At 59.3% G+C, this 25,726-nt stretch carries 25 protein-coding genes; 10 read left to right on the top strand and 15 right to left on the bottom strand.

What is annotated here, in order from left to right; translation table 11 throughout:
* Positions 1–87 precede the first annotated feature (87 nt).
* Positions 88–1,188 (top strand): COX15/CtaA family protein, encoded by a 1,101-nt coding sequence (locus tag GAO09_RS20805; protein WP_153356952.1) that lies wholly within the window; start codon positions 88–90, stop codon positions 1,186–1,188.
* Here the strand turns inward: GAO09_RS20805 and GAO09_RS20800 are convergent.
* The 4 genes from GAO09_RS20800 to GAO09_RS20785 all read right to left on the bottom strand — a co-directional run bounded on the left by GAO09_RS20800 (position 1,178) and on the right by GAO09_RS20785 (position 4,361).
* A complete protein-coding gene (locus GAO09_RS20800) occupies positions 1,178–2,056 on the bottom strand; it encodes an aminoglycoside phosphotransferase family protein (RefSeq protein WP_324184847.1) in 879 nt (292 codons plus the stop codon). The genes GAO09_RS20805 and GAO09_RS20800 overlap by 11 nt on opposite strands.
* The gene (argC, locus tag GAO09_RS20795; RefSeq protein ID WP_153356949.1) at positions 2,053–2,985 is read right to left on the bottom strand and encodes an N-acetyl-gamma-glutamyl-phosphate reductase; all 933 of its coding nucleotides are present in this window, start codon (positions 2,983–2,985) and stop codon (positions 2,053–2,055) included. The genes GAO09_RS20800 and argC overlap by 4 nt, the downstream gene beginning before the upstream one ends.
* Positions 2,986–3,057: 72 nt before the next feature.
* Positions 3,058–4,008: an agmatinase gene (gene speB, locus GAO09_RS20790; RefSeq protein ID WP_153356946.1), complete on the bottom strand. Its 951-nt coding sequence runs from the start codon at positions 4,006–4,008 to the stop codon at positions 3,058–3,060.
* An 8-nt stretch (positions 4,009–4,016) separates the two neighbouring features.
* Positions 4,017–4,361, bottom strand: a complete 345-nt coding sequence (locus GAO09_RS20785; protein WP_153356944.1) for an antibiotic biosynthesis monooxygenase family protein — start codon at positions 4,359–4,361, stop codon at positions 4,017–4,019.
* Between the two features lie 202 nt (positions 4,362–4,563).
* On the opposite strand from GAO09_RS20785, the gene GAO09_RS20780 reads away from it, so the two are divergent.
* On the top strand, positions 4,564–6,516 hold the full coding sequence (locus GAO09_RS20780; RefSeq protein ID WP_153356941.1) for an acyltransferase family protein: 1,953 nt from the start codon (positions 4,564–4,566) through the stop codon (positions 6,514–6,516).
* A 271-nt stretch (positions 6,517–6,787) separates the two neighbouring features.
* Here GAO09_RS20780 and rpsI read toward each other — a convergent pair whose 3' ends face one another.
* Both rpsI and rplM read right to left on the bottom strand, forming a co-directional pair.
* Positions 6,788–7,258 carry a 30S ribosomal protein S9 gene (gene rpsI, locus GAO09_RS20775; RefSeq protein ID WP_153356938.1) on the bottom strand — a complete coding sequence of 157 codons (471 nt, stop codon included), beginning with the start codon at positions 7,256–7,258 and terminating at the stop codon, positions 6,788–6,790.
* Positions 7,259–7,260: 2 nt separating this feature from the next.
* Positions 7,261–7,725, bottom strand: coding sequence for a 50S ribosomal protein L13 (gene rplM, locus GAO09_RS20770; protein WP_153356935.1), 465 nt, complete (start codon positions 7,723–7,725; stop codon positions 7,261–7,263).
* 316 nt (positions 7,726–8,041) lie between these two features.
* Here rplM and GAO09_RS20765 point away from each other — a divergent pair, with 316 nt between their 5' ends.
* Together GAO09_RS20765 and GAO09_RS20760 are read left to right on the top strand one after the other, a co-directional pair.
* Positions 8,042–8,470 (top strand): CoA-binding protein, encoded by a 429-nt coding sequence (locus GAO09_RS20765; RefSeq protein WP_153356932.1) that lies wholly within the window; start codon positions 8,042–8,044, stop codon positions 8,468–8,470.
* Between the two features lie 191 nt (positions 8,471–8,661).
* On the top strand, positions 8,662–9,201 hold the full coding sequence (locus GAO09_RS20760; RefSeq protein ID WP_153356929.1) for a glyoxalase superfamily protein: 540 nt from the start codon (positions 8,662–8,664) through the stop codon (positions 9,199–9,201).
* A gap of 158 nt (positions 9,202–9,359) precedes the next feature.
* Here the strand turns inward: GAO09_RS20760 and GAO09_RS20755 are convergent, their stop codons facing one another.
* Positions 9,360–9,803: a DUF6455 family protein gene (locus GAO09_RS20755; RefSeq protein ID WP_324184845.1), complete on the bottom strand. Its 444-nt coding sequence runs from the start codon at positions 9,801–9,803 to the stop codon at positions 9,360–9,362.
* A 168-nt stretch (positions 9,804–9,971) separates the two neighbouring features.
* Between GAO09_RS20755 and GAO09_RS20750 the strand changes: the two genes are divergently transcribed.
* Entirely contained in the window at positions 9,972–11,258 is a 1,287-nt protein-coding gene (locus tag GAO09_RS20750) for an O-acetylhomoserine aminocarboxypropyltransferase (RefSeq protein ID WP_153356927.1), read from the top strand.
* A 147-nt stretch (positions 11,259–11,405) separates the two neighbouring features.
* Entirely contained in the window at positions 11,406–12,326 is a 921-nt protein-coding gene (locus tag GAO09_RS20745) for a cation diffusion facilitator family transporter (RefSeq protein ID WP_324184843.1), read from the top strand.
* Positions 12,327–12,345: 19 nt separating this feature from the next.
* On the opposite strand, the gene uvrC is transcribed toward GAO09_RS20745, so the two are convergent.
* Together uvrC and GAO09_RS20735 are read right to left on the bottom strand one after the other, a co-directional pair.
* Positions 12,346–14,424: an excinuclease ABC subunit UvrC gene (gene uvrC / locus GAO09_RS20740; RefSeq protein WP_153356921.1), complete on the bottom strand. Its 2,079-nt coding sequence runs from the start codon at positions 14,422–14,424 to the stop codon at positions 12,346–12,348.
* Positions 14,421–15,182: an SDR family oxidoreductase gene (locus GAO09_RS20735; protein WP_338015091.1), complete on the bottom strand. Its 762-nt coding sequence runs from the start codon at positions 15,180–15,182 to the stop codon at positions 14,421–14,423. Before GAO09_RS20735 ends, uvrC begins: the two co-directional genes overlap by 4 nt.
* A gap of 372 nt (positions 15,183–15,554) precedes the next feature.
* Here GAO09_RS20735 and GAO09_RS20730 point away from each other — a divergent pair, with 372 nt between their 5' ends.
* On the top strand, positions 15,555–16,202 hold the full coding sequence (locus tag GAO09_RS20730; RefSeq protein WP_153356918.1) for an outer membrane protein: 648 nt from the start codon (positions 15,555–15,557) through the stop codon (positions 16,200–16,202).
* Positions 16,203–16,275: 73 nt separating this feature from the next.
* Here GAO09_RS20730 and GAO09_RS20725 read toward each other — a convergent pair whose 3' ends face one another.
* The 3 genes from GAO09_RS20725 to GAO09_RS20715 form a co-directional block, all read right to left on the bottom strand.
* On the bottom strand, positions 16,276–17,265 hold the full coding sequence (locus GAO09_RS20725) for a Bug family tripartite tricarboxylate transporter substrate binding protein (RefSeq protein WP_153356915.1): 990 nt from the start codon (positions 17,263–17,265) through the stop codon (positions 16,276–16,278).
* Positions 17,266–17,390: 125 nt separating this feature from the next.
* A complete protein-coding gene (locus GAO09_RS20720) occupies positions 17,391–17,987 on the bottom strand; it encodes a glutathione S-transferase (protein WP_153356912.1) in 597 nt (198 codons plus the stop codon).
* 30 nt (positions 17,988–18,017) lie between these two features.
* Positions 18,018–18,710 (bottom strand): ribonuclease T2 family protein, encoded by a 693-nt coding sequence (locus GAO09_RS20715; RefSeq protein WP_153356909.1) that lies wholly within the window; start codon positions 18,708–18,710, stop codon positions 18,018–18,020.
* 135 nt (positions 18,711–18,845) lie between these two features.
* Between GAO09_RS20715 and GAO09_RS20710 the strand changes: the two genes are divergently transcribed.
* Entirely contained in the window at positions 18,846–19,811 is a 966-nt protein-coding gene (locus GAO09_RS20710; RefSeq protein ID WP_153356906.1) for a lysylphosphatidylglycerol synthase domain-containing protein, read from the top strand.
* A 32-nt stretch (positions 19,812–19,843) separates the two neighbouring features.
* Here GAO09_RS20710 and GAO09_RS20705 read toward each other — a convergent pair whose 3' ends face one another.
* Entirely contained in the window at positions 19,844–20,728 is an 885-nt protein-coding gene (locus GAO09_RS20705) for a 23S rRNA (adenine(2030)-N(6))-methyltransferase RlmJ (protein WP_153356903.1), read from the bottom strand.
* Positions 20,729–20,787: 59 nt separating this feature from the next.
* On the opposite strand from GAO09_RS20705, the gene GAO09_RS20700 reads away from it, so the two are divergent.
* Entirely contained in the window at positions 20,788–22,893 is a 2,106-nt protein-coding gene (locus GAO09_RS20700; protein ID WP_235938350.1) for a molybdopterin-containing oxidoreductase family protein, read from the top strand.
* A gap of 57 nt (positions 22,894–22,950) precedes the next feature.
* Positions 22,951–23,571 carry an NUDIX domain-containing protein gene (locus GAO09_RS20695; RefSeq protein WP_153356897.1) on the top strand — a complete coding sequence of 207 codons (621 nt, stop codon included), beginning with the start codon at positions 22,951–22,953 and terminating at the stop codon, positions 23,569–23,571.
* A 373-nt stretch (positions 23,572–23,944) separates the two neighbouring features.
* Here the strand turns inward: GAO09_RS20695 and purN are convergent, their stop codons facing one another.
* Positions 23,945–24,625 carry a phosphoribosylglycinamide formyltransferase gene (gene purN / locus GAO09_RS20690; protein ID WP_153356894.1) on the bottom strand — a complete coding sequence of 227 codons (681 nt, stop codon included), beginning with the start codon at positions 24,623–24,625 and terminating at the stop codon, positions 23,945–23,947.
* Positions 24,622–25,695: a phosphoribosylformylglycinamidine cyclo-ligase gene (purM, locus tag GAO09_RS20685; RefSeq protein ID WP_153356890.1), complete on the bottom strand. Its 1,074-nt coding sequence runs from the start codon at positions 25,693–25,695 to the stop codon at positions 24,622–24,624. Before purM ends, purN begins: the two co-directional genes overlap by 4 nt.
* Positions 25,696–25,726 lie beyond the last annotated feature (31 nt).

The raw sequence follows: 25,726 nt of genomic DNA, 5'->3' as shown, positions 1-25,726 counted from the left end.
CTTGTTTTGCACGGGGGCATCGGGCAAAGCAACGGACAAAAGCGCGCAGCAAGACGCTAATGGACGCAGTCAGCAGGGATGAAACGGATGTCGGTCATGCATTCGACAGCAGCAGATTTTTCCGCAAGCACGAAGAAGGCGACGCGCAATCGCAAGGCCGTGCGCCTCTGGCTCGGTTTTGTCATCCTCACGCTTTTCTGTCTGGTTCTTGTCGGCGGCGCCACGCGCCTGACCGACAGCGGGCTTTCGATCACCGAGTGGAAGCCGATCCACGGGGTCATACCACCGCTCAATGCCGCTGAGTGGGAAGAGGAATTCCAACTCTACCAGCGTATTCCGCAATATGAACAGCTCAACAGCCATATGACGGTCGAGGATTTCAAGTCGATTTTCTGGTGGGAATGGGCGCACCGGTTCCTTGCCCGTGCCATCGGCATGATTTTTGCGCTGCCGCTCCTGTTTTTCTGGCTGACCGGCCGCATCGAAAAACAGGTGCGCTGGCCGCTGGTCGGCACCCTGGCGCTCGGCGGGTTTCAAGGCTTTATCGGATGGTGGATGGTCTCGTCCGGCCTCACCAAGCTCGTCAGCGTCTCGCAATACCGTTTGGCGACCCATTTGGTCATTGCCTGTCTGATCTTTGCCGCCTGTGTGTGGATCATGCGCGGGTTGACGTCACAACGTCGCGACGCCGCGCCTACCCGCTATTCCGTCTGGGCGGCGGGTGGTATCGCCTTCCTGGCACTGTTCCAGATTTATCTCGGCGCACTGGTGGCCGGCCTCGATGCGGGCCTGAGCTACAATACCTGGCCGCTGATGGACGGCGCCTTTATCCCGGCCGACCTGTTCATCCGCGATCCGTGGTGGATCAACCTCTTTGAAAACCACAAGACGGTGCAATTCGTGCACCGCTGCGGGGCCTATCTGATCCTTGCTGCCACGCTTGTGCACATGCTGATCACGCTCTCGAAGGCGGCGGGCAGCGTTTACGCCACGCGCTCGATCACCCTGTTTGCGCTGGTCTGTGGGCAGGCGGTGATCGGCATCCTGACACTGCTATGGCAGGTGCCTCTCGATCTAGCGCTGGCGCATCAGGGCGGCGCTCTGATCGTGCTGGGTTATGCGGTCGCCCATTGGCGTGGCTATGTCGGAGAATATCCGGTTGAGGCGTCGCAAGCCGTTACACGCTGACGGCTCCGGCTTCCAGCAAGCGTCTCGCCACCTTGAAGAAGGCAAGCCGTTCGCTTGCGTTGCCGCCGGCGGAAATTCTGTCGTTGCCTTCAAATGACCAGCAGATCGACACACCCGCATGGGCTATGGCGTAACGCAGGATTTTTTCCTTACTGCAGCCAATCGTCTTTGCGAAAAGCAGGGTGAGGGTGATGATCCGGGCCGGATCAACGATATCGGCAAAGGCGCCGTCTGGGTTCCCGAAAATGTTCGCCACGTCATAGGCCGGGTCGCCGATCAGCCCCTGCGGATCAATTGCACGCCAGACGCCACCGTCGTCCGAGATAATATTTTCATGGTGCAGGTCGCCATGCAGCGGCCGGATGTTCGCCTGCGTGGCTAACAGGTCGTCAGCGATCACCGTGCAGTAGGAAAAGACGTCAAAAAGCGGATCGCTGGTGTCCGCTGCCCGGACATATAGCGATTGAAAATGACGTTTCAGCGGGGTGAGTTCGGCAGGCTGTGGCGAGGATGAGCCGGAATGCAGCTTGTTGACCAGATCGACCACGACACTGTTCGACGCATCCTCGCCATGCAGCAGGCGATAGTCGCGCAGCAGGATCGTTCCGGCATCTTCCAGCAGCGCCGCCGTTTCCGTGCGGTCCAGCAGTCGCACGGCGCCGTTGCCGTCGCGCCAGCTGAGAAAATCGAGGCCAGGCAGTTCATGCAGGCCGCTCGGCTTCAACTGTTTGACGATCGCATCCGGCTGGTCATCGCATTGAACGCGATAAACCAGACTGCTGCGCGTATCTGCGATCAGGCGGGAAGAGCGGATACGCCAGCGTTTAACCAGCGCGTCCGAAAGGGTGGGCTTCGCTTCCGCAATCACGCGGACAACATCAGATCCATGTTCTGAACGGCAGCACCGGAAGCGCCCTTGCCGAGATTGTCGAGCAGCGCCACCAGGTTGACATGGGCGCCGCCCGGCGTACCGAACACAAACAGCTTCATGCGGTCGGTGTTGACCAGTTCTTCCGCATCGACGCGCGGCAGTTTTGCGCTTTCGTCGAGTGATACGACCGACACGATGTCCTGACCGGCATAATGTTCGACGAGCGTTGCGTGGATTTTTTCCACTGTTGCACCGTCCTGAAGGTCTTCCAGGAAAAGCGGAACCTGCACGATCATGCCCTGCGCAAAACGACCAACGGACGGCGAGAAGAGGGGCGCGCGGTCGAGCAGACCATGCGTCTTCATCTCTGGCACATGCTTGTGCTTGAGCGTCAGGCCATAGAGAAAATTGTTGGCGGAAAGCGCATCCTCGCGAGACGCATCTTCCATCTGGCCGATCAACTGCTTGCCGCCGCCGGTATAACCGGAAACCGCATTGACCGAGACGGGGTAACCATCCGGCAGCAGTCTGGCGTTGCGCAGCGGACGCAGAAGCGAGACCGCGCCGGTCGGATAGCAGCCCGGATTGGACACGTGACGGGCAGAGCGGATTTTTTCGGCCTGGCCCTTGTCCAGTTCGGCAAAACCATAGGCCCAGTCGGGTGCAACGCGGTAAGCGGTCGAGGTGTCGATGATGCGCACATTGTTGTTGCCGGCCAACATCGAGACGGCTTCCTTGGAAGCATCGTCGGGCAGGCAAAGGATGGCGATATCGGCGCTGTTGAGCAGATCCTCCCGCATCGCGGCATTGCGGCGCTCGGCTTCAGGGATCGACAAAAGCTCGACGTCGCGGCGGCCGGCCATGCGGGTGCGGATCTGCAGCCCCGTCGTGCCATGTTCGCCGTCGATGAAGATCTTTGCTGCCATTGTCGTCATCCCATAATTTCGGTGGCTGAAGCTCTGGCCGGCAATGCTCTTCCTGCCGGCTATTGAACTGTTTTAACGCTGAGCGAGGCGCTCGGCTGTAAGGCCGAGCATATACATTGCTACCGTCGCTCCGGCAATGGCGGTGATGTCGGCATGGTCGTATGCCGGGGCAACCTCCACCACGTCCGCGCCACGAATATCGAGCGGGCCAAGTTTGCGCAGCACCGACAGGATTTTGGCGCTGGATGGGCCCCCGGCAACCGGCGTGCCGGTGCCAGGCGCGAAAGCGGGGTCGAGGCAGTCGATATCGAAGGTCAGATAGACGGGCCGGTTGCCGACATGGGCAAGGATCGTTTCGGTTATGGCCTGTGCACTCAAATCCTCGACTTCATGACCATGCAGGATTTTTATACCAAAATCCTCCGGCGCATGGGTGCGGATGCCGATCTGGATCGAATGATCGGCGTCGATCACGCCTTCGCGGACGGCGCGGGCCACGAAGGAGCCGTGGTCGATGCGCTCGTCGTCATCGTCCCATGTGTCCTGATGGGCATCGAAATGGACGAGGGCAAGCGGGCCGTGTTTGGCTGCGTGGGCTTTCAGAAGCGGCCATGTGACGAAATGGTCGCCGCCGAGAGACAGAAGAAAGGCGCCGGAAGAAATGATTTTTGCGGCCTCCGCCTCGATCAGGCCAGGCGTCTTTTGATGATTGCCGTAATCCAGCAGCACATCACCATAATCCACCACCGCCATCGCTTCGAAAAGGTCGCGGGAAAACGGGTATTGCGGGTCGTTGTCGAAAATCGCCGAGGCGCGGCGGATAGCCTGTGGCCCGAACCGCGCACCAGGTCGATTGGAAACGGCCGCATCGAACGGAATGCCGAGAATGACCGCATCTGCGTCGTCAATCTCCTTGCTGTAGCGGCGGCGCATGAAGGACAGCGCGCCGGCATAGGTGGGGTCTGTGGCTGCGCCGCGCACCGTTCTTGCGGTAAAGGCATTGTCGATGGATTTGCTTGCCATGATCTGTCCTATCTGTCGAAACCGTATGCGCGCTCTACCCGTGCGATGCGTACCTGATACTCTTCATACCAACGCTCCCGCCCTAGCCTTTGCGCCGCCGCGTGAGAAACCACGGCCTTCCAGGCCTTGATACTCTCCTCGTCGGCCCAATAGGAATTGGTGATGCCAAAACCATCGTCACCGCGGGCGCTTTCCACGCCGAGATAGCCCGGTTGCCGGCTGGCCAATTCCACCATTGCATCGGCCATATTTCCATAGCCATTGTCGCCATCGGTGCGACAGGAGGAAAAGGCAACAATGTAATAAGGTGGTGCGGGCAGTTTTGCGAATGGGGTTGGGGAGGAGGATGACATGGTGATTCCCTGCGCGATCAGATGTCGTCATGGTGGCGTGTGCAACGTGATGCGCCAATTCGAAATTGTGATGGTTTAAGGCCATTTCATGTTTCATGCAGGTTTTCTGTTAAACGCATGGTGCCCATGGGCAGCTATTGTTGCACCGCAGCGATGGTGATGATACCTGCAGCCGCAAAGCAATATCTGAGTGCCGCATTGCATGACCATGTACAGGCCGGAAATTGACGGCCTGCGTGCGATCGCAGTGCTGTCGGTTGTCCTCTCCCACGCCAATTTCGCAGCTTTCAGCGGTGGATTTATTGGTGTCGATGTCTTTTTCGTCATCAGCGGTTACCTGATTACCCGCATTATTCTCGGTGAATACGAACGTGGTCGTTTTTCGCTCGTTCGTTTTTACGAGCGTCGCGCGAAGCGCATTTTGCCGGCGCTGTTTTTTGTTGCGCTGGTCTGCCTGCCATTCGCATGGCTTTTGCTCATGCCGTCGGCATACGAGGATTTTTCGAAAAGCCTGATAGCGACGGCTTTTTCCGTCTCGAATTTTTACTTTTGGAAAAAGACGGACTATTTCGCCACCGAATCCGGCGAGGTGCCGTTGCTGCACACATGGAGCCTCGGTGTCGAGGAGCAGTATTACATGCTCTTCCCGCTGCTGTTCCTCTGGCGCTTCAGGGTTTCAACGATCTTTCGCATCGTCGCGGTGATGGCGGTCTGCAGTCTTGCTTTCAGCGAGTGGGGCGCGCGCGCCATTCCGTCTGCAAACTATTATCTTCTGCCCGGTCGCGCATGGGAAATCCTTGCGGGCTCGCTCTGCGCATTTTACGCCATCTTGGGTTTTCGCAAGCCGAATGGTCTGTTGGCCATGCTGGGGCTGGTCATGATCGTCGTTGCGATCTTTCTTTTTGAACCCTCGACACGCATACCGTCCCTTATGGCTTTGCTGCCCGTCGTGGGTGCGGCGCTCGTCCTGCTGTTTTCCTCACGTGATAATGTCGCAGGAAAGATCCTGTCGCAGCCGGCTTTGGTCTTTGTCGGCAAGATCAGCTTCAGCGCCTACCTCTGGCACCAGCCGGTCTTCGCGTTTTGGCGCATCAATAGCCTCGAGCCGCCGGGGCCGATGGTTATGATCGGCCTGATCATGCTCGTGTTCGTTTTGGCCATGGCGACCTGGACGCTGATCGAGCAACCCTTCAGACATAACAAAGCTTCCGTTTTTCGTGTCGCAACGGCGGTCATCGGCGGCGCGCTGGCCTTTGTGGCGATCGGCCTGTTCGGCGTCATCAAGGATGGCGTGCCGTCTCGTCTCGATCCGAAGCTTTTCGCCTTTATTGATACCACGACCTGGAGCAGTCGCTGCCTTATCCAGGTGGAGAACGGGCTGCCGACGCTGCCGTGGAAAGGCTGCATGTTTGACCGGGACGGAAATCCGGAAGTGGCGATCTGGGGCGATTCCATTGGTTCATCAATCACACCGGCCATGGTCAAGGAATTGGGTGCCCGCGGTGACGGCATCGTTCAACTGACCCACGGACATTGTGCGCCGATACTTGCAGTCTCGATCGCACGCTCTGGCGGGGCCGCCAATTGCGACGTCTTTAACCAGCAGGCCTTCGATTATCTTCTAAAAAGTGATGTGAAGACGGTCGTTCTTGCCGCCTCATGGGTCGGGTTCTTCAATGAGGATTATCTCAATGTCGATGGCCGCGAGCAGTCGCGCGATTCGATTGCCATTGAAAGCGTGCGCGAAAATCTGAGCGAGACCATTGGCCGCCTGCAGCAGGACGGCAAAAAAGTGCTGCTGCTTTATCCGGGACCAAGGTTCAGCAAGGGTGTCGCCGATCAGATGGCAGCGATCATGCTGAAGGGCGACGATACGCCGACAGTCGTCTACAGCCATGCCGATTTCAGGCAGAACACGGCGCGGGCCTACGCGTTTCTGGATGCGGTCGAGGTCGAAGGACTGGAACGGGTCTGGCCGGAAAAGATATTTTGTGACACCGCCGCTAGCTGCACGTTTGGCAGGGACGGCACGGCATATGTTGCCGATCGCTCGCATTTTACCCGTGCCGGAGCATCGCTGGTGGCAACCCGGATTTCCGGCGAGTTGTTCCCGTCCAAGATCGGCGGTAGCGGTCAGCGGCAAGATATCCAGTAAGCTGAGTTTCTGCGAGTCTTGGAGAAGTCCCGGCATTAACAGATCGCGGGAGATCTGTTCGCGACGGCAAGGTCATTGTCGGAAATGCCTGCGGTCAATTTCTTCAATTCGTTTAGCTGTGCCCCTGACTTCGTGCTGGCTGGTTCGTGTAGAGCCCATCTGCCGATGCGTTTCGGGCTTTCTAGGAGAAGGTTTGGTTCTCTACTGCCGTGAACGAAAAAAGGCGGAGCCAAAACTCCGCCTTTCCAAAAGTCCGTAGATCCTGAAACGATTAACGCTTCGAGAACTGGAACGAACGGCGGGCCTTGGCCTTACCGTACTTCTTACGCTCAACGACGCGGCTGTCGCGGGTCAGGAAGCCACCCTTCTTCAGGACCGGACGCAGACCCGGTTCGAAGTAGGTGAGAGCCTTGGAAACGCCGTGACGAACAGCACCGGCCTGACCGGACAGACCACCACCGGTAACGGTAGCGATGATGTCGAACTGACCCGAACGAGCTGCTGCGACCAGCGGCTGCTGCAGGATCATCTGCAGAACCGGACGGGCGAAGTAGGTCGTGAAGTCACGGCCGTTGATGATGATCTTGCCGGAACCAGCCTTAACCCATACGCGGGCGATGGCGTTCTTGCGCTTGCCGGTGGCGTAGGAGCGGCCCTGTGCATCGACCTTGCGGACGTGAACCGGTGCAGCTGCCTGACCTTCGGCCGGAGCGAGGTCCTTCAGGGAGGAGAGATCGGCCATTATCAGGCGCTCCTTGTGTTCTTGCTGTTCAGCGAAGCCACGTCGAGAGCGACCGGCTGCTGTGCTTCATGAGGATGGTTCGAGCCGGCGTAAACGCGCAGGTTCTTGAGCTGGCGACGGCCGAGCGGGCCGCGCGGGATCATGCGCTCGATAGCCTTCTCGAGAACGCGCTCCGGGAAGCGGCCTTCGATGATGGCGCGTGCAGTGCGCTCCTTGATACCGCCCGGGTGACCGGTGTGCCAGTAGTACTTCTTGTCGGAATACTTCTTGCCGGTGAAGACGCACTTTTCCGCGTTGATGATGATGACATTGTCACCGTCGTCGACGTGCGGGGTGAAAGTGGCCTTATGCTTGCCGCGAAGGCGCATGGCAACGAGGGTGGCGAGGCGACCGACAACGAGCCCTTCGGCGTCGATGATGATCCACTTCTTCTCCACCTCTGCAGGCTTCTGAACGAAGGTCGACATGGTGTTACTCTTTCTTTTGGACCCGTGTCCGTGGATGAAATCCGTCGGATGGGCGTTTCTTGTTGCTTGGTTTGGTCACCTTGCGGCGCCAAAAAGAAAGCGGGCCACGAGGGTCCGCATTTCTGCTGCGGCTTATAAGCGCGAGGCCGCAGAGCGTCAAGGCGACGGAGTTTGTGCCACCGAAAATTACCTCAGTAAAAACAATAGTTTAAATATGTGGTATTTAAAAACCACACAAAAGATCGGCGAATCCCTGTGGTTTCGCCGCCGATGCGACCGCATATAACCGTGAGACACATTCAGTGGAGACCCTGAGATGAACCACGACGCTTATGAACCCGCCTACATTTCCGGCATCCTGAAGGGCACCAAAACCATCGCGCTGCTCGGGGCCTCGCCCAATCCGGAGCGTCCCAGCAATCGCGTCATGGCATTCCTTGTGTCCAAGGGATATCAAGTCTTTCCTGTCAATCCGGGGCAGACGGGCAAGCAGATCCTCGGCCAGACCGTTTACGCCAAACTGGCCGATGTGCCGCAGCCGGTCGATCTGGTCGACGTGTTTCGCGCGGCCGAATATCTGGATAGTGTCGTGGATGAGGCGATTGCGCTCGACGCCAAACCCAAGGTCATCTGGGGCCAGCTTTCGGTGCGCGACGACAAGGCGGCGGCAAAGGCAGAGGCTGCCGGCATCAATGTCGTCATGGACCGCTGCCCGGCTATCGAATATCCGCGCCTTGGCCTCTGATCTTTTCGCGCTGGCGCACCTTCCGTCTTCACGCTAATCTTGGCGCCAAGGCCGGAGGCGGCCGGCAGCCCGCGCTTGAAAGAGCATGGCGAACGCCTCCAGACACCGATCCTGAACGTTTCCCGTCAGGCGAAGGCGTTGGCAATGCGGGCACCGACGACAAGATTCGCCGTCTGACGAAGGAACGGATCATGCGCGATCATCGCGATGCAAAGGCTTTTGCCAAAACACTGCGGGAGGAACTCGGCTCCCGCGACATCTCTATAACTCACTCCGAAGCTCTGGAAATCGTCGCCCGGCAATTCGGGCTGGCAAATTGGAATATATTGAGTGCGAAACTGGAGCCGGGAGAAAAGGAAAGCCTCATCGCCTTTGAAAGGGCAGTGCCGATCGTGCGCATCTTCGATGTCGCCAAGGCCCACGAATTCTATCTGGGCTTTCTCGGTTTCAGTGTCGATTGGGAGCATCGTTACGGCGAGGATTTCCCGCTCTACACGCAGGTCTCGCGCGGCGGACTGCAATTGCATCTTTCCGAACATGCAGGCGACGCCACGCCCGGCGGCACGACGGTCGTTTACATGAAGGGTGCGCGTGCCTTCCAGAAGGAACTGATCGACAAGAAATACCGCTACATGAAGCCGGGTCTGGAAGAGGTGGATGGCCGGCTGGAAGTGACGGTGACCGATCCGTTCAACAACCGCATCCGCTTCATGGAGATCGTGGAGGAGTAGTCGCTTCCAAGGCCGGGCTTGCGCATCGACCGGAAACTGACAACGGTTTCCGTGGGAGTGATGCGTAGACTGTACTAGTCCTATGGCGTGGATTGCGCACCTTATCCCTGCGCGGCGCCATATGCCCGGCCAGCGTCTTCCTCCTCGAATATCCGGCGTCAATCCAGCATCAGGTTCGGCTGCGTCCGCATCGCATTCAGCTCGTCTGAATTGCCGCAATAGTGGCCGAACTGTTTGCCGGCATTGCTGTTGCTCAGATCGCGCCGACAGCGCGACTTGGCGGAACACTTTGCGCAGCGCAGCTGCATGTCGCGAAAGAGGGCCGGGTGCTGCAACAGAACCTCCACCGGATCGATGCCGAGATGGCGCATCATGGCCAGCATTTCGTCTGCCGCCTCCGGCCCCGCCCGCGCCAACCGCACCAGATCCTGCGGCGAGATGCTGCAATCGCGGGCGATCTCGGAAATCATCCGCTCGTCCATCGTCGCGATCACCTCCGCTTCGGAAGCGGCGCTGTAAGCTTTGGCGCACCAGCGCAGGAACCGGCCGGCGAAACCCGGTTCATATGGGGTGGCGGCATCCGGTCTGGCGATCTCGGTCACGGCCATATCTCCTCTCTTTCCAAGGAGATTAGCTATGTTGAAAATATATGCCTTGATCACAATCAACTACGGAGATTTTCTGTGTATCGCCGCCCGCACGGGTTGGTAAAACTATGCCGGAAATGGGACGAAGCGGGCTGTAGGCCTAAAACAGGTGAGGACGAAGATATGCCGAAACGCGACCCCGGATTTTCGACGCTTGCGGTCCATGCCGGTGCGGCACCCGATCCGACTACGGGCGCGCGCGCCACGCCGATCTACCAGACGACTTCCTTCGTCTTCCAGGACAGCGATCATGCCGCCGCCCTGTTTGGTTTGCAGCAATTCGGCAATATCTATACCCGCATCATGAACCCCACCCAGGCGGTGCTGGAAGAGCGTGTTGCGGCACTCGAAGGCGGCACGGCGGCGCTGGCAGTTGCTTCCGGCCACGCGGCGCAGATGCTGGTGTTTCACACGATCATGCAGCCGGGCGACAATTTTATCGCGGCCAAGCGACTTTACGGCGGCTCGATCAACCAGTTCGGTCATGCCTTCAAGAATTTTGACTGGCACGTCCGCTGGGCCGACGTTTTTGATCCGCAGACTTTCGAGGCCCAGATCGACGAACGCACCAAGGGCATCTTCATCGAAAGCCTCGCCAATCCGAACGGCACATTCGTCGATATCGCCGCGATTGCCGAAGTGGCCCGCCGCCACGATCTGCCGCTGATCGTCGACAACACCATGGCCAGCCCCTACCTGGTCCGCCCGCTCGAACATGGTGCCGATATCGTCATCCATTCCCTGACCAAATTTTTAGGGGGCCACGGCAATTCCATGGGCGGCATCATTGTCGACGGCGGCACGTTCGACTGGTCGCAATCCGGCAAATATCCCATGCTATCTGAGCCGCGTCCGGAATATGCGGGCATCGTGCTGCACCAGGCGTTTGGCAATTTTGCCTTTGCCATCGCAGCCCGCGTTCTCGGCCTGCGCGATCTCGGGCCCGCCATCTCGCCCTTCAACGCCTTTATGATCATTACCGGCATCGAAACCCTGCCGCTCCGGATGCAGAAGCATTGCGACAATGCTGCTGCGGTCGCCGAGTGGTTGAAGGGCGAGGAGAAGGTCGGCTGGGTCAGCTATGCCGGCCTTGCCGATGATCCCAACAATGCGCTGCAGAAACGGTATTCGCCCAAGGGTGCCGGCTCGGTCTTCACCTTCGGCCTCAAGGGCGGGTACGAGGCGGGCAAGACGCTGGTGGAAAATCTAAAGCTGTTTTCGCATCTGGCGAATATCGGCGACACCCGCTCGCTGGTCATCCACCCGGCCTCCACCACGCACCGTCAGTTGTCAGAAGAACAGCAGACGGCAGCCGGTGCCGGGCCGGATGTTGTGCGCCTGTCCATCGGCATCGAGGATGCGGCAGACATCATCGCCGACCTTCGGCAGGCTCTGGCAAAAGTCAACTGACGCTTCTATAGAAGCCGCTCATGTAATCATTTCTACACAGTCGGCCGTTATCGGCTGGCTGTGGCGGTCGCGGCCCCAAGGCGCGAAGACCGAGAAAAATCAGAGAAGGGGCAGGGGCGAACGCCCCCGTTCCAGTGGAGAATTTCCGTGAGCGAGCAGTCACTCCTTCGGCTGTCCATCGTCGTCACGGCCGCATTGGCCGCATTCGGCATCATCGTCGGCCTGTGGTCCGGCTCTTTCGCCATCGTTTTCGACGGCTTTTATTCCCTGACCGATGCGTTCATGACTCTGCTGGCGCTATTGGTGTCGAAACTCATCGTCACCTCTGCCCAACCGACCGCAAAAGGCAAGCTGATCGATCGTTTCAGCGTTGGTTTCTGGCATCTGGAGCCGATGGTGCTCGGCCTCAACGGCACACTTTTGATGGGCGCCGCGATCTACGCATTCATCAGCGCCGTCGAAAGCCTGATGTCCGGTGGTCGGCCGATCGATTTCGGCCCGGCGGTCATTTTTACGGTGGTCACCGTCACTGTGTCGCTTGTCATGTGGCTGTTCTGCCGCCGCGCCAATCGCAAGCTCAATTCCAATTTCGTTGCGCTCGATACCCAGGCCTGGTTGATGACGGCGGCGCTGACCTCCGCCCTGCTGGTTGCCTTCGGGTTGGGGCATGCCATCGAGGGCACGCAATACGCCTGGGCGACGCCCTATATCGATCCGGGCGCGCTGGCGATCATCTGCCTGATCATTGCGCCGGTGCCGCTTGCCCATGTGCGCCAGGCGGTGGCCGATATTCTGTTGGTGACGCCGGTCGAGCTGAAAAACCATGTCGATGCGGTGGCGGAGGCTATTGTCGAACGTCACGGTTTTCTCTCCTACCGCGCCTATGTCGCACGCGTCGGTCGCGGCAAGCAGATCGAACTGTTTTTTATTGCGCCCAGTGAATGGCCGGCGCGACACCTGTCCGAATGGGATGCCATCCGCGACGAGATTGGTGATGCGATCGGCGACGAAGGGCCGGACCGTTGGCTGACCATCGTCTTCACCAGCGATCCGGAATGGGCCGATTGACCCTCAGCCGGGTTTCAATTCAACCCGGCCGGTTCTCGTGAAAATGGTTGTAAACCTGTTTGGCAACGGCCTCGGAAATCCCTTCCACCGCCATCAGATCGTTCAGTCCCGCGCGTGAGACTGCCTTTGCCGTACCAAAATGCTGCAGAAGCTTGCGTTTGCGGCCCGGCCCGATACCGGCAATCTCATCCAGCGGGTTTTTGATCATTTCCTTCTTGCGTCTTGCCCGGTGCGAACCGATGGCAAAGCGGTGCGCCTCGTCGCGCATGCGCTGCACGAAATAGAGAACCGGATCACGCGGCGGCAGCGAGAAATCGCTTTTACCGTCGGCAAAGAAGCGTTCGCGGCCGGCATCGCGGTCGACGCCCTTGGCAACGCCGATTGCCGTCACCACGTCGCGAATGCCGAGTTCGTCGAGAATGGCGCGCACCGCCGTCATCTGACCCTGACCGCCGTCGATCAGGATCACGTCCGGCCAAGCCGGGAAGGCGGCATCGTTGATATCGTCGCTTGTCGTCTCAGTTGGGGCTTCGGCATTGGCTGGGGCCGAAATGCTGCGGTTCGGAATGCCTTCCTCCTTGATCAGGCGGGAGAAGCGGCGCGTCATCACTTCCTTCATCATGCCAAAGTCATCGCCGGGCGTGATGTCGGTCGATTTGATGTTGAATTTTCGGTACTGGCCTTTGACGAAACCCTCCGGCCCCGCAACGACCATGCCGCCCACGGCATTCGTGCCCATGATATGGGAGTTGTCGTAAATTTCGATGCGCTGCGGCACGTAAGGCAGCTTGAAGGTTTCGGCCAAGCCGGCCAGCAGACGCGTCTGGGAAGAGGTTTCCGCCAACTTGCGACCATGCGCTTCACGGGCATTGGCCGCAACGTGATCGACCAGATCTCGTTTTTCGCCACGCTGCGGCACGTTGATCAAAACCTTGTGGCCGACCTTTTCGGAAAAGGCGAGCGCCAGCAGCTCCTGTTCCTCGACGGTTTCCGAAAGCAGGATCTGTTTCGGCACCGGCTTGTCGTCGTAGAACTGCGCCAGAAACGCATTCAATACTTCGGCGCCGGTCATCTGCGGATCGGCTTTTGGGAAATAGGCGCGGTTGCCCCAGTTCTGGCCGGTGCGGAAGAAGAAGACCTGAATACAGGTCAGGCCGCCCTCGTGATGGATGGCAAAGATATCCGCTTCCTCGACGCCGGCCGGATTGATGCCCTGATGGCTCTGGACGTGGGAAAGTGCCGCCAAGCGATCGCGATAGATCGCTGCGCGCTCGAAATCGAGATCTTCGGACGCCTCAGTCATCTGTTTGGCGATGACGGTTTTGACGTTCTGGCTCTGGCCGGAGAGGAAGTCCGAGGCTTCCTTGACGAGTTCCGCATACCCCGCATCGCTGACTTCATGCGTGCAGGGGCCGGAACAGCGCTTGATTTGATAGAGAAGACAGGGGCGCGTGCGGGTTTCGAACACGCTGTCGGTGCAGGTGCGCAACAGGAAGGCGCGCTGCAGCGAGTTGATGGTGCGGCCGACGGCCGAGGCAGATGCGAAAGGCCCGAAATATTGTCCCTTGCGCGCCCGCGCACCACGATGCTTCAGAAGGGCAGGCGCGCGATGATCGCCGCTGATGAGGATATAGGGAAACGACTTGTCGTCGCGCAAAAGCACGTTGAAGCGCGGGCGCAGGCGCTTGATCAGGTTGGCTTCGAGCAGCAGCGCTTCGGTTTCCGTCCGCGTCGTGACGAATTCCATATGCGTGGTTTCGCGCACCATGCGCGTCAGGCGGTTGGAATGCAGCCGCCCCTGCGCATAATTGCTCACCCGCTTTTTCAGGCTGCGTGCCTTGCCGACATACATCACGTCGCCGGCCTCGTTGAACATGCGGTAGACGCCCGGCGCATTCGGCAGGTGTTTGACGAATTCGGCGATCAGGTCGGCGCCCTTGAGGCCGGTATCGTGCTTGACGGCCTCGTTCCAGTCGATCGCCGTCGTCAGGCGCGCGACATCACCTTCCGGCGCTGCCGAATCCAGCACGGAATCGTCGTCGTCTTCGTCGGTCTCGTCATAGAGCACACCGCCGTCGGGCAGTTTTGCAGAATTCATTCATTGATCTCCGCCACATCCGGTGTTTGCCACGCCAGATGCTGGCCGCCGTCGAGCGCGACCATTTGGCCGGTGATCGAGGGCGCATTGAACAGAAAGCGAATCGTCGCGCCGAATTCCTCCGGCGCCGGTCCCTGCTTCAATATAAGGGCGGAGAGTTGCGTCTGAAAGTCCTCGTCGCTCTGACGTGGACTTTTGAAACTCGGACCGGGTCCGATCGCGTTGACGCGCACTCGCGGACCATAGGCCTGAGCGAGCGTCTGTGTTGCCGTCCACAGTGCTGATTTCGACAGCGTGTAGGAATAAAAGCGCGGTGTCAGCGCCCAGACCCGCTGGTCGATCACATTGACAATGAGGCCCGATGCCGCTTGCGGCAGTTGTGCCAGAAAGGCGGAAGAGAGGATCGATGGCGCTTTGACATGGATGGAGAAATGCTGCTCGAAGGCTTCCGCGTCGAACTGATCGGCGTTGTCTTCGCGAAAGATCGAGGCATTGTTGACCAGCAGGTCGAGCGGGCCGAGATCGGCTGCGACTCGGCCAATCAAATCAGCTGTTTCTGACGGGTCCAAAAGGTTTGCCCGGAGCGCGATGGCCTGCGCGCCGTCCTGCCGCAATCGCGCCGCCAGAGATTCGGCCTCGGCGATCGCCTCATTCGCATGGATGGCAACGGCAAATCCGTGCGCTGCCAGATCGCTGCAAATCGCAGCACCGATCCGTCGGGCTGCTCCGGTCACAAGTACGGTTCTGGGGGATTTCACAGGTAAATCTACGCTTTTTCTGCTGATACGGGCTGTATGCTCCATATAAACATGGGAGACGTCAAGCGGAAGGCGTGCCAAAATGATGCTTGCCTGCGCTGTTCTGTTGTTTTATTGATGGCGCTCGATGTATTGCTGAAGATTAAAATTAATATACTTGTTTAAACTTTTAGGTAAGGTTAACAAACTGCGTGTTGCGATGAAGCAACATCAAACTTCAGCCGTCTCGCTGCCACAAACAATTCACATTTCGGCTCTTTCATCTCCGCAATTGACCTCCAATTTCATCTCCAACGGGCGACGAACGAAAAAATGTTTTGGAACCGCACGGGTTCCGCAACGTTCACTGACCCGAGTACAAGGAGATTAAGTATGCGTACCATTATCGCTTCCATCATCGTTTCCGGCGTAAGCCTCATCGCAGTTTCGGCTGCCCAGGCCGCTGATGCCGTCGAGCAGATCCCGGAAGCTCCGGTTGCCGTTGAACAGCCGGCTCCTGCTGCCAACTGGTCTGGTTACTACCTCGGCGCGACCGGCAACTACGATTTCGCCGGCAAGGCAAGCGGCGGTGACGGCGACAGCAAGGCAGACGGTTGGGGCGGTTCGCTCTACACGGGTTACAACTGGCAGAGCGGTCAGATCGTTTACGGTGTTGAAGCAGACGTCGGTTATTCCGACCAGAAGGGTTACGCCGGTAACGGCGTCGACATGAAGGAAGGCTGGAATGGCTCCGTTCGTGGCCGCCTGGGTTACGACCTCAGCCCGGTTCTTCTGTACGGCACAGCCGGTGTTGCCGCCGCCAACAACAAGGTGTCCAACGCTGCCGGTTCTGACGACAAGACCGCAGTTGGTTACACGGTTGGTGCCGGTGCCGAAACGATGGTGACCGACAACATCACCGCTCGCGTCGAGTACCGCTACACCGACTACCAGGACAAGGACTTCAACGTCGGCGGCACCACCTACTCGCGTGGTTTCGACGATCAGAGCGTCAAGGTCGGTATCGGCATGAAGTTCTAATCCGGATTTCGGATTATCGAGAAAGGCCGGAAGCGAAAGCTTCCGGCCTTTTTTGTTTTGGGGTGGGATGGCTTCAATCCATCTGAATATTGGCGTCCTTCACCACCGGTCCCCATTTGGCCAGTTCCGCGGTGACGTGTTTGCCGAGATCCTCCGGCGTCGAGCCGACGATGGTGGCGCTGAACTCCTTCATTCGCTCCACCACTTTCGGATCCTTCATCGCCGCATTGGCCGCTTCGTTCAGTTTGGTGATGGCTTCGGGCGGCGTGCCGGCCGGGGCAAACAAGGCATTCCACGAATAGGTTTCGTAGCCTGGCACTGTCTCGCCTATCGTTGGAACATCGGGGAAGGATGGCGCGCGTTCCTTGGTGGTGACGCCCAACGCCTTCAGGGTTTTGCCCTTGATATGGCCGGAGGAGGAGGGCAGGTTGTCGAACATGATCGATATCTGGTTGCCGATCAGGTCGTTCAAGGCAGGGCCGGCCCCCTTGTAAGGCACATGCTGCATGGTCGTGCCGGTCATCGACTTGAATAGCTCACCGGACAGGTGCAGTGGCGTGCCGTTGCCTGATGAGGCATAGGAATATTTGTCCGGTTCCTTTTTCAGGAGATCGATCAGTTCCTGTACGGAATTGACCGGCAGTTGCGGATTGACCACCAGCACATTCGGCACCACGACCAGCAATGATACGGGCGAAAAATCCTTTTCCGGGTCATAAGGCTTTGTCTTGAGGATCAATGGGTTAAGTGCGTGTGTCGCGACCGTTCCCATCAGGATCGTGTAGCCGTCCGGCTCGGCACGGGCCACACGGTCCGCACCCAGATTGCCGCCGGCGCCTGCCACGTTTTCGACCACCACCTGCTGGCCGAGAATGTCACCCATCTTCTGGGCGATGACACGCCCGACGACATCGGTGGAGCCTCCGGCCGCAAACGGCACGACCAGCGTGATGGTGTTGTTGGGAAAATTCTGGGCCTGGGCTGCCGATCCGAGCGACATAAGGGCAAGAGCCGAGCCCGCCAACGCGAGCGCAGCCCGCCGCGTGAACGCAGTGTGTTTCATGAGTTTCTCCTCCGCGGCCTCCCGCCGCTCACGCGATAGTAGCGGAGGAAGAGGTGAGAGCAAGCGTTTGCAGCCTGCTCTCAGCCAAAGGTCTTATGAACGCCTCGCAGGCAGAAGTCACGGCCTCAGCCGGCAGATTTCATCTCGTTATAGTCTCCAAAACGCTTGGCAAAGGTTTCACGCCACGCGGCGAGGAAAGGGCGGTCCTCTTCCCACTGGCCTGCAAAGCGCAGGTCGAGATAACCGAGAAGTGCGGCCAGCGAAAAATGTCCGCCATTGAGCTTCTTGCCGGTCTTCGGCAGGTTCCTTTCCAGATGGTCGAGGCCACGCATCGCCTTGCCCCACTGTTTGTCGATCCACGGCTGATGGACCTTTTCTTCGGGACGGAACCGGCGTTCGTAGATGACGGCCAGCAGAGAGTCTGTAATGCCGTCGCACAGGGCTTCCAGCACCTCCGCGTCGGTGCGCTTTTCATGCTTCTTCGGATACAGCCGGTTGCCGGACAGGCGGTCGAGATAGGACATGATGGCGACGCTGTCATACACGGCGCGGCCGTCATCCGCGATCAGGACCGGGATTTTTCCGAGAGGATTGTTTTCTAACAATTCGGCAGGTTCCTGATTGGCATCCGTCTTCACCTCTTCGACCTCAAGTCCGAGGTAACGAGCGGCCATGCGGCACTTGGCCGAATAGGGAGAGGCGGGGGAATAGAGGATTTTCATTGCGAGAATACCATGTTGCGGATCAAAAAATCATTGTGCCGGGGGCAAGCTGACGCGAGAGAGTGAACAACTGCGCCTGTCGACCTCCGGGCAGGTGCGGAAACCGAAATCCTTGGTCATGCAGATGCGAACCTCTTCCAGCTTGTCGCGCTCGCAGGTGACCGCGATGCCCTGTGGCTGCATGCCGGGATTATCCTTGATGAAGGCGTCCTCGATGGCGCGGGCTGATAGCGTCTGAGGCGTTGCCTGATCGGCAAGGCCTGACGGCATCTTCACGCGATCATAGGCCGTGCGGATCGCCTTCAGGTAATCGCGCTGCGAAAGGCCGCTGCAGGCGCCATGCTTGCGCCATTGATGGCCGATCAGCCCCATCGACGGCATGATGTCGAACAGCGGTTCGCCCAGTTCGTTCGGCACCCGGCCCGGCTCCCCGGTCGTGCAGAATTCTGGGTAGCTGCGTTCATGCTGCGGCCATAGCCCGTGCACGATGAAGCCAAAATCCTTGTCGCTCCCACATTGCTGGGCGTTGCGGCCGCCTCTTTGCGTGTCGCAGAAGGTCGGCGACCAGGATAGCGACAGAACGTAGAAATCGAACACGCCGGACTGACCGCGCGGACGGTTACGCTCCTGTGACGAAACGTCCGTTACCAGTATCAGAACGGTGCAGACGGCCAGCAAAGCGGCGGTTGCGATCCTGATGGCGGAGAAATAGTTCCTCGTCATGGTCGAAAAATCCCGGTCTCTGGAACACGAAAGCTATGGAAAGGTTGAATGGTTAGGAGTTTGGCGGCTAAGCTGCTGCTTCGCGAGCGGCCGCACACTGTGGCCGTGGTGAGGAGTGAAGAGCGAAACGGCTTAATGACATTCAAGAAATACCTTTGGCCGACTGTAGGCGCACTGACGATAGCGCTTTCGGCATGGCTTCTCTACAAGGAATTGCGTGGCCTGTCTCTGGACGATCTGGGGGACAGTTTTTCGGCCATCCCGATGACGCATTGGCTGCTCGCAGCGCTGTCAACACTGGTCGCCTATGCGGCGCTCGCCGGTTATGACCGTATCGCGCTGATGCATCTCGGCAAGAAGATCGACTGGTGGTTCATCACCATCTGCTCGTTTACCACCTATGCGCTGTCGCACAATGTCGGGGCTTCCGTAGTTTCGGGCGCAGTGGTGCGTTACCGGGCCTATTCGACACGCGGCCTGACGCCGGCGGAAATCGGCGTGCTGATCGCCACCTGTTCCTTCACCTTCATCCTCGGTACGCTGCTTCTGGCCGGCATGGTTCTGGTCTACGAACCGGAACTGATCGAGCGTTTTGGTGATCTCGTACCGGTCGAGGCATCCGCTGCGACAGGCGTGCTGATCCTGGCGCTGATCGGGCTTTACGTCGTGGCAAGCTTCATGAAGCTGAAGCCGCTGAAACTCGGCTCCATTCACATTTCCTATCCGGCCCCGAAAGTGGTGCTGCCGCAATTGCTGATCGCCCCAATCGAGCTGATCGGCGCTGCCGGCATCATCTATTTCGCACTGCCGGAAGCCGGCAATCCGGGCTTCATGATCGTGCTCGGCATCTTTCTGATTTCATTTTCGGCAGCCCTTCTGTCGCATGCGCCGGGCGGCCTCGGCGTGCTGGAACTGGTGTTCCTGATGGGCCTGCCGGACATGAACCAGGCCGATGTCATCGCCGCCCTTCTGGTGTTCCGTCTGTTCTACCTGATCATCCCGTTCGTGATGGCGCTGGTGGTGATCCTCGTATTCGAGCGTTCGCAGTTCAAGCTGAACAATCCGCCGGATCTCCGACGCGGCGAGCAGCACGAAGGCTGACAAAAAGGCGAGTCCGAGGGCGCCTTTTTAATTTATTCCTCTTCGCGCTCGACCATTTCTTCGCCGCGCAGCCAGAATGCGCGCTGCGAAGCATAGCGGTCTTTCGCCATGACATCCTTCAGGGCCGGCAGAACCAGATGCAGCTCGTCCTTCAGCGTGAAGGGTGGGTTGACGACGATGACGCCCGAACCGTTGAGGCCGGTTGCTTCACGGTCGCTCTGCACCGTCAGTTCGGCGCACAGCATCTTTGGGATGTTCAGCGCCTGCAGCTGCTCGTGAAACATCTTTATCGGCGCGCCCTTTTTTAGCGGGTACCACAGGCAATAGGTGCCACCGGAAAAACGCTTGTAAGCTGTCGCCAGCCCCTTCACGAGGCGATCATATTCGCCCTCGATCTCGAAGGGCGGATCGACCAGCACGACGCCGCGCTTTTCCTTCGGCGGCAGATGCGCGCCGAGCGCTAGCCAGCCGTCGAGTTCGGTCACGCGGGTCTGAAAGTCACCCTCGAACAGGCGCGACAGGCGATTATAGTCGTCGGGATGCAGTTCCATCGCCGCCAGCCGGTCCTGCGGACGAAACAGCATGCGCGAAAGCTTTGGCGAGCCCGGATAGAGTTTTAGCGCGCCATCGGCTTCGAAACCCGGATTGAGCTCGCGGACGGCATCCAGATAGGGTTTCAGCACGGCGGCGACTTGCGGCGAAAACTCCGCCGCCATCACCTTGCCAATGCCGTCGCGCCATTCGCCGGTCTTTTGTGCTTCCTCCGAGGAAAGGTCGTAAAGGCCGATGCCCGCATGCGTATCAAGCACGCGAAAAGCCTTGTCCTTCTTCTGCATGTAAAGAACGAGCTGCGCCAGCACCGCATGCTTCAGGACGTCGGCAAAATTGCCGGCATGGTAGATGTGGCGGTAGTTCATGGCAGCTCCGGATGAATAAAATTGATGGGTCGCAAATCTGACTTTTTGCGCGCCTGTCCATGCCATATAGAAATCCGATGAACATTGCGACGCCCATCTCTGCCCGAAACCTGCCCGGCCACAATTCCGTGGCCCACACCGTCTGTCCGCACGACTGTCCCTCCGCCTGCGCGCTCGATATCGATATCGCCGCCGACGGCAAGATCGGAAGGGTACGCGGCTCGGCCGACAACAGCTACACGGCCGGTGTCATCTGCGCCAAGGTCGCGCGTTATGCCGAGCGCCTCTATCATCCCGGCCGTCTTATGGTGCCGCAGCGCCGGGCAGGGGCCAAGGGCGACGGTAATTGGCAGGAGCTTTCCTGGGAGGCGGCGCTCGACGAGATCGTCTGGCCGTATTTTTATGCCGGCACGATGGGGCAGGTGCAGCGCGACAGCATTGAGCGCCTGCGCCACGCCAAAAAATATTCCGGATTTTTCGGCACGATCTGCACCAACATGGCCTGGACCGGTTACGTGATGGGCACGGGTGACCTGCGCGGTCCCGATCCGCGCGAGATCGCCAAGGCGGATTGCGTGGTGATCTGGGGCTCGAACGTGGTTTCGACGCAGGTCAACGTTATGACCCACGCGATAAAAGCCCGCAAGGAACGCGGCGCAAAGATCGTGGTGGTCGATATCTATGACAACCCGACCATGAAACAGGCGGACATGGCGCTGACCGTGCGTCCCGGCACCGATGCCGCGCTCGCCTGCGCCGTGATGCATGTCGCCTTCCGTGACGGTTATGCCGACCGTGCCTATATGGCAAAGTTCGCCGATGATCCGGCCGGCCTCGAAGCGCATCTGAAAACCCGCACGCCGGAATGGGCATCTGCCATCACCGGTCTGTCGGTCGACGAGATCGAAGCCTTCGCCCGACTGGTGGGCACGACGAAAAAGACGTTCTTCCGCCTCGGTTACGGTTTTGCCCGCCAGCGCAACGGCACCGCCGCCATGCATGCGGCGCTGTCCATCTCCACCGTGCTCGGCTCCTGGCAATACGAAGGTGGCGGCGCGTTCCACAATAACGGCGCGATCTATCACCTCGACAAATCGCATCTGATGGGTACGGCATTTGTCGATCCCGACATCCGTATGCTCGACCAGTCGCAGATCGGCCGCGTGCTGACCGGTGATGCCGAGGCGCTGCGCTACCGCGGTCCGGTCGATGCGTTGCTGATCCAGAACACCAACCCGATGAATGTCGCGCCCGAACAGCGCCTCGTCCGCGACGGTTTTATGCGCGACGACCTGTTTGTCGCGGTGCACGAGCATTTCATGACCGATACCGCTCAGGTCGCCGATATCGTGCTGCCGGCCACCATGTTTGTGGAGCATGACGACCTTTATCGTGGCGGCGGCCACATGCACATTCTGCTGGGTCCGAAAATCGTCGAGCCGCCGCCAACGGTACGCACCAACCTGTTTGTCATCGAGGAACTGGCAAAACGCCTCGGCATCGACCACTGTTCCGGCTTCGGCGAGGATGAGCGCAGCCATATCGACCGCATCCTTTCAGACAGCGGCTGGCCGGGTTATGACGATCTCGCGCGAGACAAATGGATCGATGCCCAGCCGGATTTCGACACCGCGCATTATCTCAACGGTTTCGGTTACGACGATGGCAAATTCCGCTTCAGCCCGGATTGGGCAAACGGCCCGTCGCCGGACAAGCCGCCGGAAAATGTCGGCACACTTGGTCCCTTCGCCAATCTGCCGGTCTTCCCGGATCATGTCGACCTGATCGAGATGCCGGACGAAGACCATCCTTTCCGTCTGGCGACATCGCCGGCCCGCAGCTTTCTCAACTCCTCTTTCACCGAAACCAAGGGCTCGGTGCAGAAGGAGGGCAGACCGGACGTGATGATAGAGCCATCCGATGCCGAGCGTCTGGGCATTTCCGATGGCGATATCGTGCGCATAGGAAACTGTCGCGGCGATATCCGGCTGCATGCCCGCATCGTTGCGGGTGCGCGGTCCGGCGTGCTGGTGGCGGAAGGTCTCTGGCCGAATTCGGCGCATCTCGATGGCGAAGGCATCAATGTCTTGACCGGCGCCGATGCGGTGGCACCTTACGGCGGCGCCGCTTTCCACGACAATCGGGTCTGGCTCCAAAAAGCCTGATCCGGCATCATCCCCGAAATGGAATCACAGGCCCGAAATGGGATAACAGGAACGGACATGATCGACATCGACACTTCCGAAGCGGAACGCGTGCGCCTAGTTGGCCGGGAAATGATCTACAAGGGCTTTTTGACGCTGGAAAGGCTCACTTTCGAGCAGCGCATGCCCGATGGCAGCCTGGTGACGATCCATCGCGAGATTCATGACCACGGTAGCGCCGCTGCCATCCTTCTGCATAACCCGGATGATGATACGGTTGTGTTGGTGCGCCAGTTCCGCGCCGGTGCGTTTGCCAATGGCGATGCCGCTTTCCTGCTGGAATTGCCGGCCGGTCTGATCGATGAGGGCGAAGCTCCGGCCGAGGCCGTCATTCGCGAGGCCATGGAAGAGACAGGTTATGACATCACGACGGCGCATCACATCTGCGACATGCACCCGACGCCCGGCACACTGACGGAAAAGCTGTCCCTGTTTGCCGCCAGCGTCGATACCGGCAAAAAAACTGGGCAGGGCGGCGGTCTCGTCGGCGAAGGCGAGGATATCGAGGTCGTCACGCTTCCGCTAGAGGAAGCCTATCGCATGATCGCGACCGGCGAGATCACCGATGCTAAAACGATCATTGCCCTTCAATGGGCCATGATCAATCGTAACAAACTTTCGTCCGGGAACTTCGACTGAAGCTGTCGCGTTGGGTGACGCTGCCAGAGCCGAAACGCCGATGTCAGCAAGTCAGCAGCGGCACCCCTTCCCGTGCCGCTGCTGCGCTCAAATGTTTGTCGAGTGTAGCGGGTGGGAGTGTCAAACAGAAAACCGCGAGATGGAAATCTCATTTCCAGCGACGCTTAAAATCTCTCTTTTTTTGCGCCCGATCTGTTTCCGGCGATCTCTTCGTGGGTGATCGACGAACGACCTTTCACGTTCGCGAAGAATTGTTTGAATGAGTTCCGTTTTGCTGTTGATCGAGATCAGCATCGCCGTCGTTGGGCGTGATCGTCACCGCTCCGCTCCACCTGCAACGGTCTTTCAGCAGGAAAGAGCCGTCAATCGGCGCTCAGAGCCCAGCGGAAACGATGCGCTGGTCGGCTAGGCTGGCATCCGTGCCGGGCGCGGAAATTGCCTTCCCGCCTTCCATCCGCACCTGGCCTTCGGCCAGCGCCTTCAGCGCCAGCGGATAGAGCTTGTGCTCGACGGTTAGCACCCGTGCCGCCAACGTATCAGATGTATCATCGGCAAGAACCGGCACGGCCGCCTGTGCCACGATCGGGCCTTCATCCATGCCTTCGGTGACGAAGTGTACGCTGCAGCCGGCGATTTTCATGCCGGCGTCGATGGCGCGCTGGTGGGTGTGCAGGCCGGCAAACAGCGGCAGCAGCGAAGGGTGGATGTTGATGATCCGGCCTTCGTAACGAGAAATGAAATCACCCGAGATCAGCCGCATGTAACCGGCAAGGCAGATAATGTCCGGCTTGATCACCTCGAGCGCGTCGAGGATCGCCATCTCATGCTCGATCTTGCTGCCATAAGCCTTGCGTTCGAACACGCGGGTTATGATGCCGCGCGCAGCGGCCTTGGCAAGGCCGCCGGCATCCGGCTTGTCGGAAATGACGGCAACGATCTCGGCCGGAAAATCTTCTGACGCACAGGCATCGGCCAGCGACACCATGTTGGAGCCGCCGCCGGAGATGAACACGACGACGCGCTTGCGATCAGATGCCGCCGGAAGGGATGTCATAGGCCAAGCGTGCCCTTGTAGACGGTGCCGGCGCCGCCTTCTTCGCGGGCAATGATGCGGCCAAGCTGCACGACGGTCTCGCCTTCGGCAGCGAGCGCATCGGTCACGGTCTTGGCGTTCTCTGCCGAAACGACGACGATCATGCCGACGCCGCAGTTGAAGGTGCGCAGCATCTCGTTCGGCGCAACGCCGCCCGTCTTGGCCAGCCACGAAAACACGGCCGGAACCGGGATGTTGGACAGTTCGATTTCAGCGGCCAGATGGTCAGGCAGGACGCGCGGAATATTGTCCGGGAAACCGCCACCGGTGATGTGGGCGAGCGCCTTCAGTGCACCGGTGTTGCGGATCGCGGCCAGAAGCGGCTTTACATAGATGCGGGTCGGCGTCAGCAGCGCCTCGCCCAGCGTCTTGCCGTCGGCGAACGGGGCAGGGGCATCCCAACCGAGGCCGGAGAGGGTAACAATCTTGCGCACCAGCGAAAAACCGTTGGAGTGAACGCCGGAAGAGGTGAGGCCGAGAATGACATCGCCTTCGGCCAGATCGCCAGCCGGCAAAAGCTTGCCGCGTTCGGCTGCACCCACGGCAAAGCCGGCGAGGTCGTAATCGCCCTCGGAATACATGCCCGGCATTTCGGCGGTTTCGCCGCCGATCAGCGCGCATCCGGCCTGACGGCAACCTTCGGCGATGCCGAGAACGATCGCCGCACCCTGTTCCGGATCGAGCTTGCCGGTGGCGTAATAGTCGAGGAAGAGCAGCGGCTCGGCGCCCTGTACGACGAGATCGTTGACGCACATGGCGACAAGGTCGATGCCCACGGTGTCGTGACGGTTGGCGTCGATGGCGATCTTCAGCTTGGTGCCGACGCCGTCATTGGCGGCCACCAAGATAGGATCGTTGAAACCGGCCGCCTTGAGGTCGAACAGGCCGCCGAAACCGCCGATTTCGCCATCAGCGCCGGGGCGGCGCGTCGAGCGCACGGCCGGCTTGATCTTTTCCACCATCAGATTGCCCGCATCGATATCGACGCCCGCATCGCTATAGGTGAGACCGTTCTTGCCCGCCTCGCTCATCGCATGTTCTCCACTGAAGCCGTCGCATGTC

It is taken from the genome of Endobacterium cereale, from assembly GCF_009617585.1.
Taxonomy (GTDB): Bacteria; Pseudomonadota; Alphaproteobacteria; order Rhizobiales; family Rhizobiaceae; genus Neorhizobium; species Neorhizobium cereale.
Note: the sequence above shows the minus strand (reverse complement) of the source record. Positions and strands in the feature narration are given on the sequence as shown.

Bases quoted from the DNA above. Each gene is read 5' to 3' on its own strand.
- GAO09_RS20720 (WP_153356912.1), bottom strand. From the start codon at position 17,987: ATGAAAATCCTCTATTCCCCCGCCTCTCCCTATTCGGCCAAGTGCCGC.
- uvrC (WP_153356921.1), bottom strand. From the start codon at position 14,424: ATGAATTCTGCAAAACTGCCCGACGGCGGTGTGCTCTATGACGAGACC.
- rplM (WP_153356935.1), bottom strand. From the start codon at position 7,725: ATGTCGACCTTCGTTCAGAAGCCTGCAGAGGTGGAGAAGAAGTGGATC.
- GAO09_RS20780 (WP_153356941.1), top strand. From the start codon at position 4,564: ATGACCATGTACAGGCCGGAAATTGACGGCCTGCGTGCGATCGCAGTG.
- GAO09_RS20765 (WP_153356932.1), top strand. From the start codon at position 8,042: ATGAACCACGACGCTTATGAACCCGCCTACATTTCCGGCATCCTGAAG.
- GAO09_RS20700 (WP_235938350.1), top strand. From the start codon at position 20,788: ATGCCATATAGAAATCCGATGAACATTGCGACGCCCATCTCTGCCCGA.
- GAO09_RS20710 (WP_153356906.1), top strand. From the start codon at position 18,846: ATGACATTCAAGAAATACCTTTGGCCGACTGTAGGCGCACTGACGATA.
- GAO09_RS20705 (WP_153356903.1), bottom strand. From the start codon at position 20,728: ATGAACTACCGCCACATCTACCATGCCGGCAATTTTGCCGACGTCCTG.
- argC (WP_153356949.1), bottom strand. From the start codon at position 2,985: ATGGCAGCAAAGATCTTCATCGACGGCGAACATGGCACGACGGGGCTG.
- speB (WP_153356946.1), bottom strand. From the start codon at position 4,008: ATGGCAAGCAAATCCATCGACAATGCCTTTACCGCAAGAACGGTGCGC.
- GAO09_RS20760 (WP_153356929.1), top strand. From the start codon at position 8,662: ATGCGCGATCATCGCGATGCAAAGGCTTTTGCCAAAACACTGCGGGAG.
- GAO09_RS20805 (WP_153356952.1), top strand. From the start codon at position 88: ATGTCGGTCATGCATTCGACAGCAGCAGATTTTTCCGCAAGCACGAAG.
- GAO09_RS20725 (WP_153356915.1), bottom strand. From the start codon at position 17,265: ATGAAACACACTGCGTTCACGCGGCGGGCTGCGCTCGCGTTGGCGGGC.
- GAO09_RS20695 (WP_153356897.1), top strand. From the start codon at position 22,951: ATGATCGACATCGACACTTCCGAAGCGGAACGCGTGCGCCTAGTTGGC.
- GAO09_RS20785 (WP_153356944.1), bottom strand. From the start codon at position 4,361: ATGTCATCCTCCTCCCCAACCCCATTCGCAAAACTGCCCGCACCACCT.
- GAO09_RS20750 (WP_153356927.1), top strand. From the start codon at position 9,972: ATGCCGAAACGCGACCCCGGATTTTCGACGCTTGCGGTCCATGCCGGT.
- purN (WP_153356894.1), bottom strand. From the start codon at position 24,625: ATGACATCCCTTCCGGCGGCATCTGATCGCAAGCGCGTCGTCGTGTTC.
- GAO09_RS20715 (WP_153356909.1), bottom strand. From the start codon at position 18,710: ATGACGAGGAACTATTTCTCCGCCATCAGGATCGCAACCGCCGCTTTG.
- purM (WP_153356890.1), bottom strand. From the start codon at position 25,695: ATGAGCGAGGCGGGCAAGAACGGTCTCACCTATAGCGATGCGGGCGTC.
- GAO09_RS20730 (WP_153356918.1), top strand. From the start codon at position 15,555: ATGCGTACCATTATCGCTTCCATCATCGTTTCCGGCGTAAGCCTCATC.
- rpsI (WP_153356938.1), bottom strand. From the start codon at position 7,258: ATGGCCGATCTCTCCTCCCTGAAGGACCTCGCTCCGGCCGAAGGTCAG.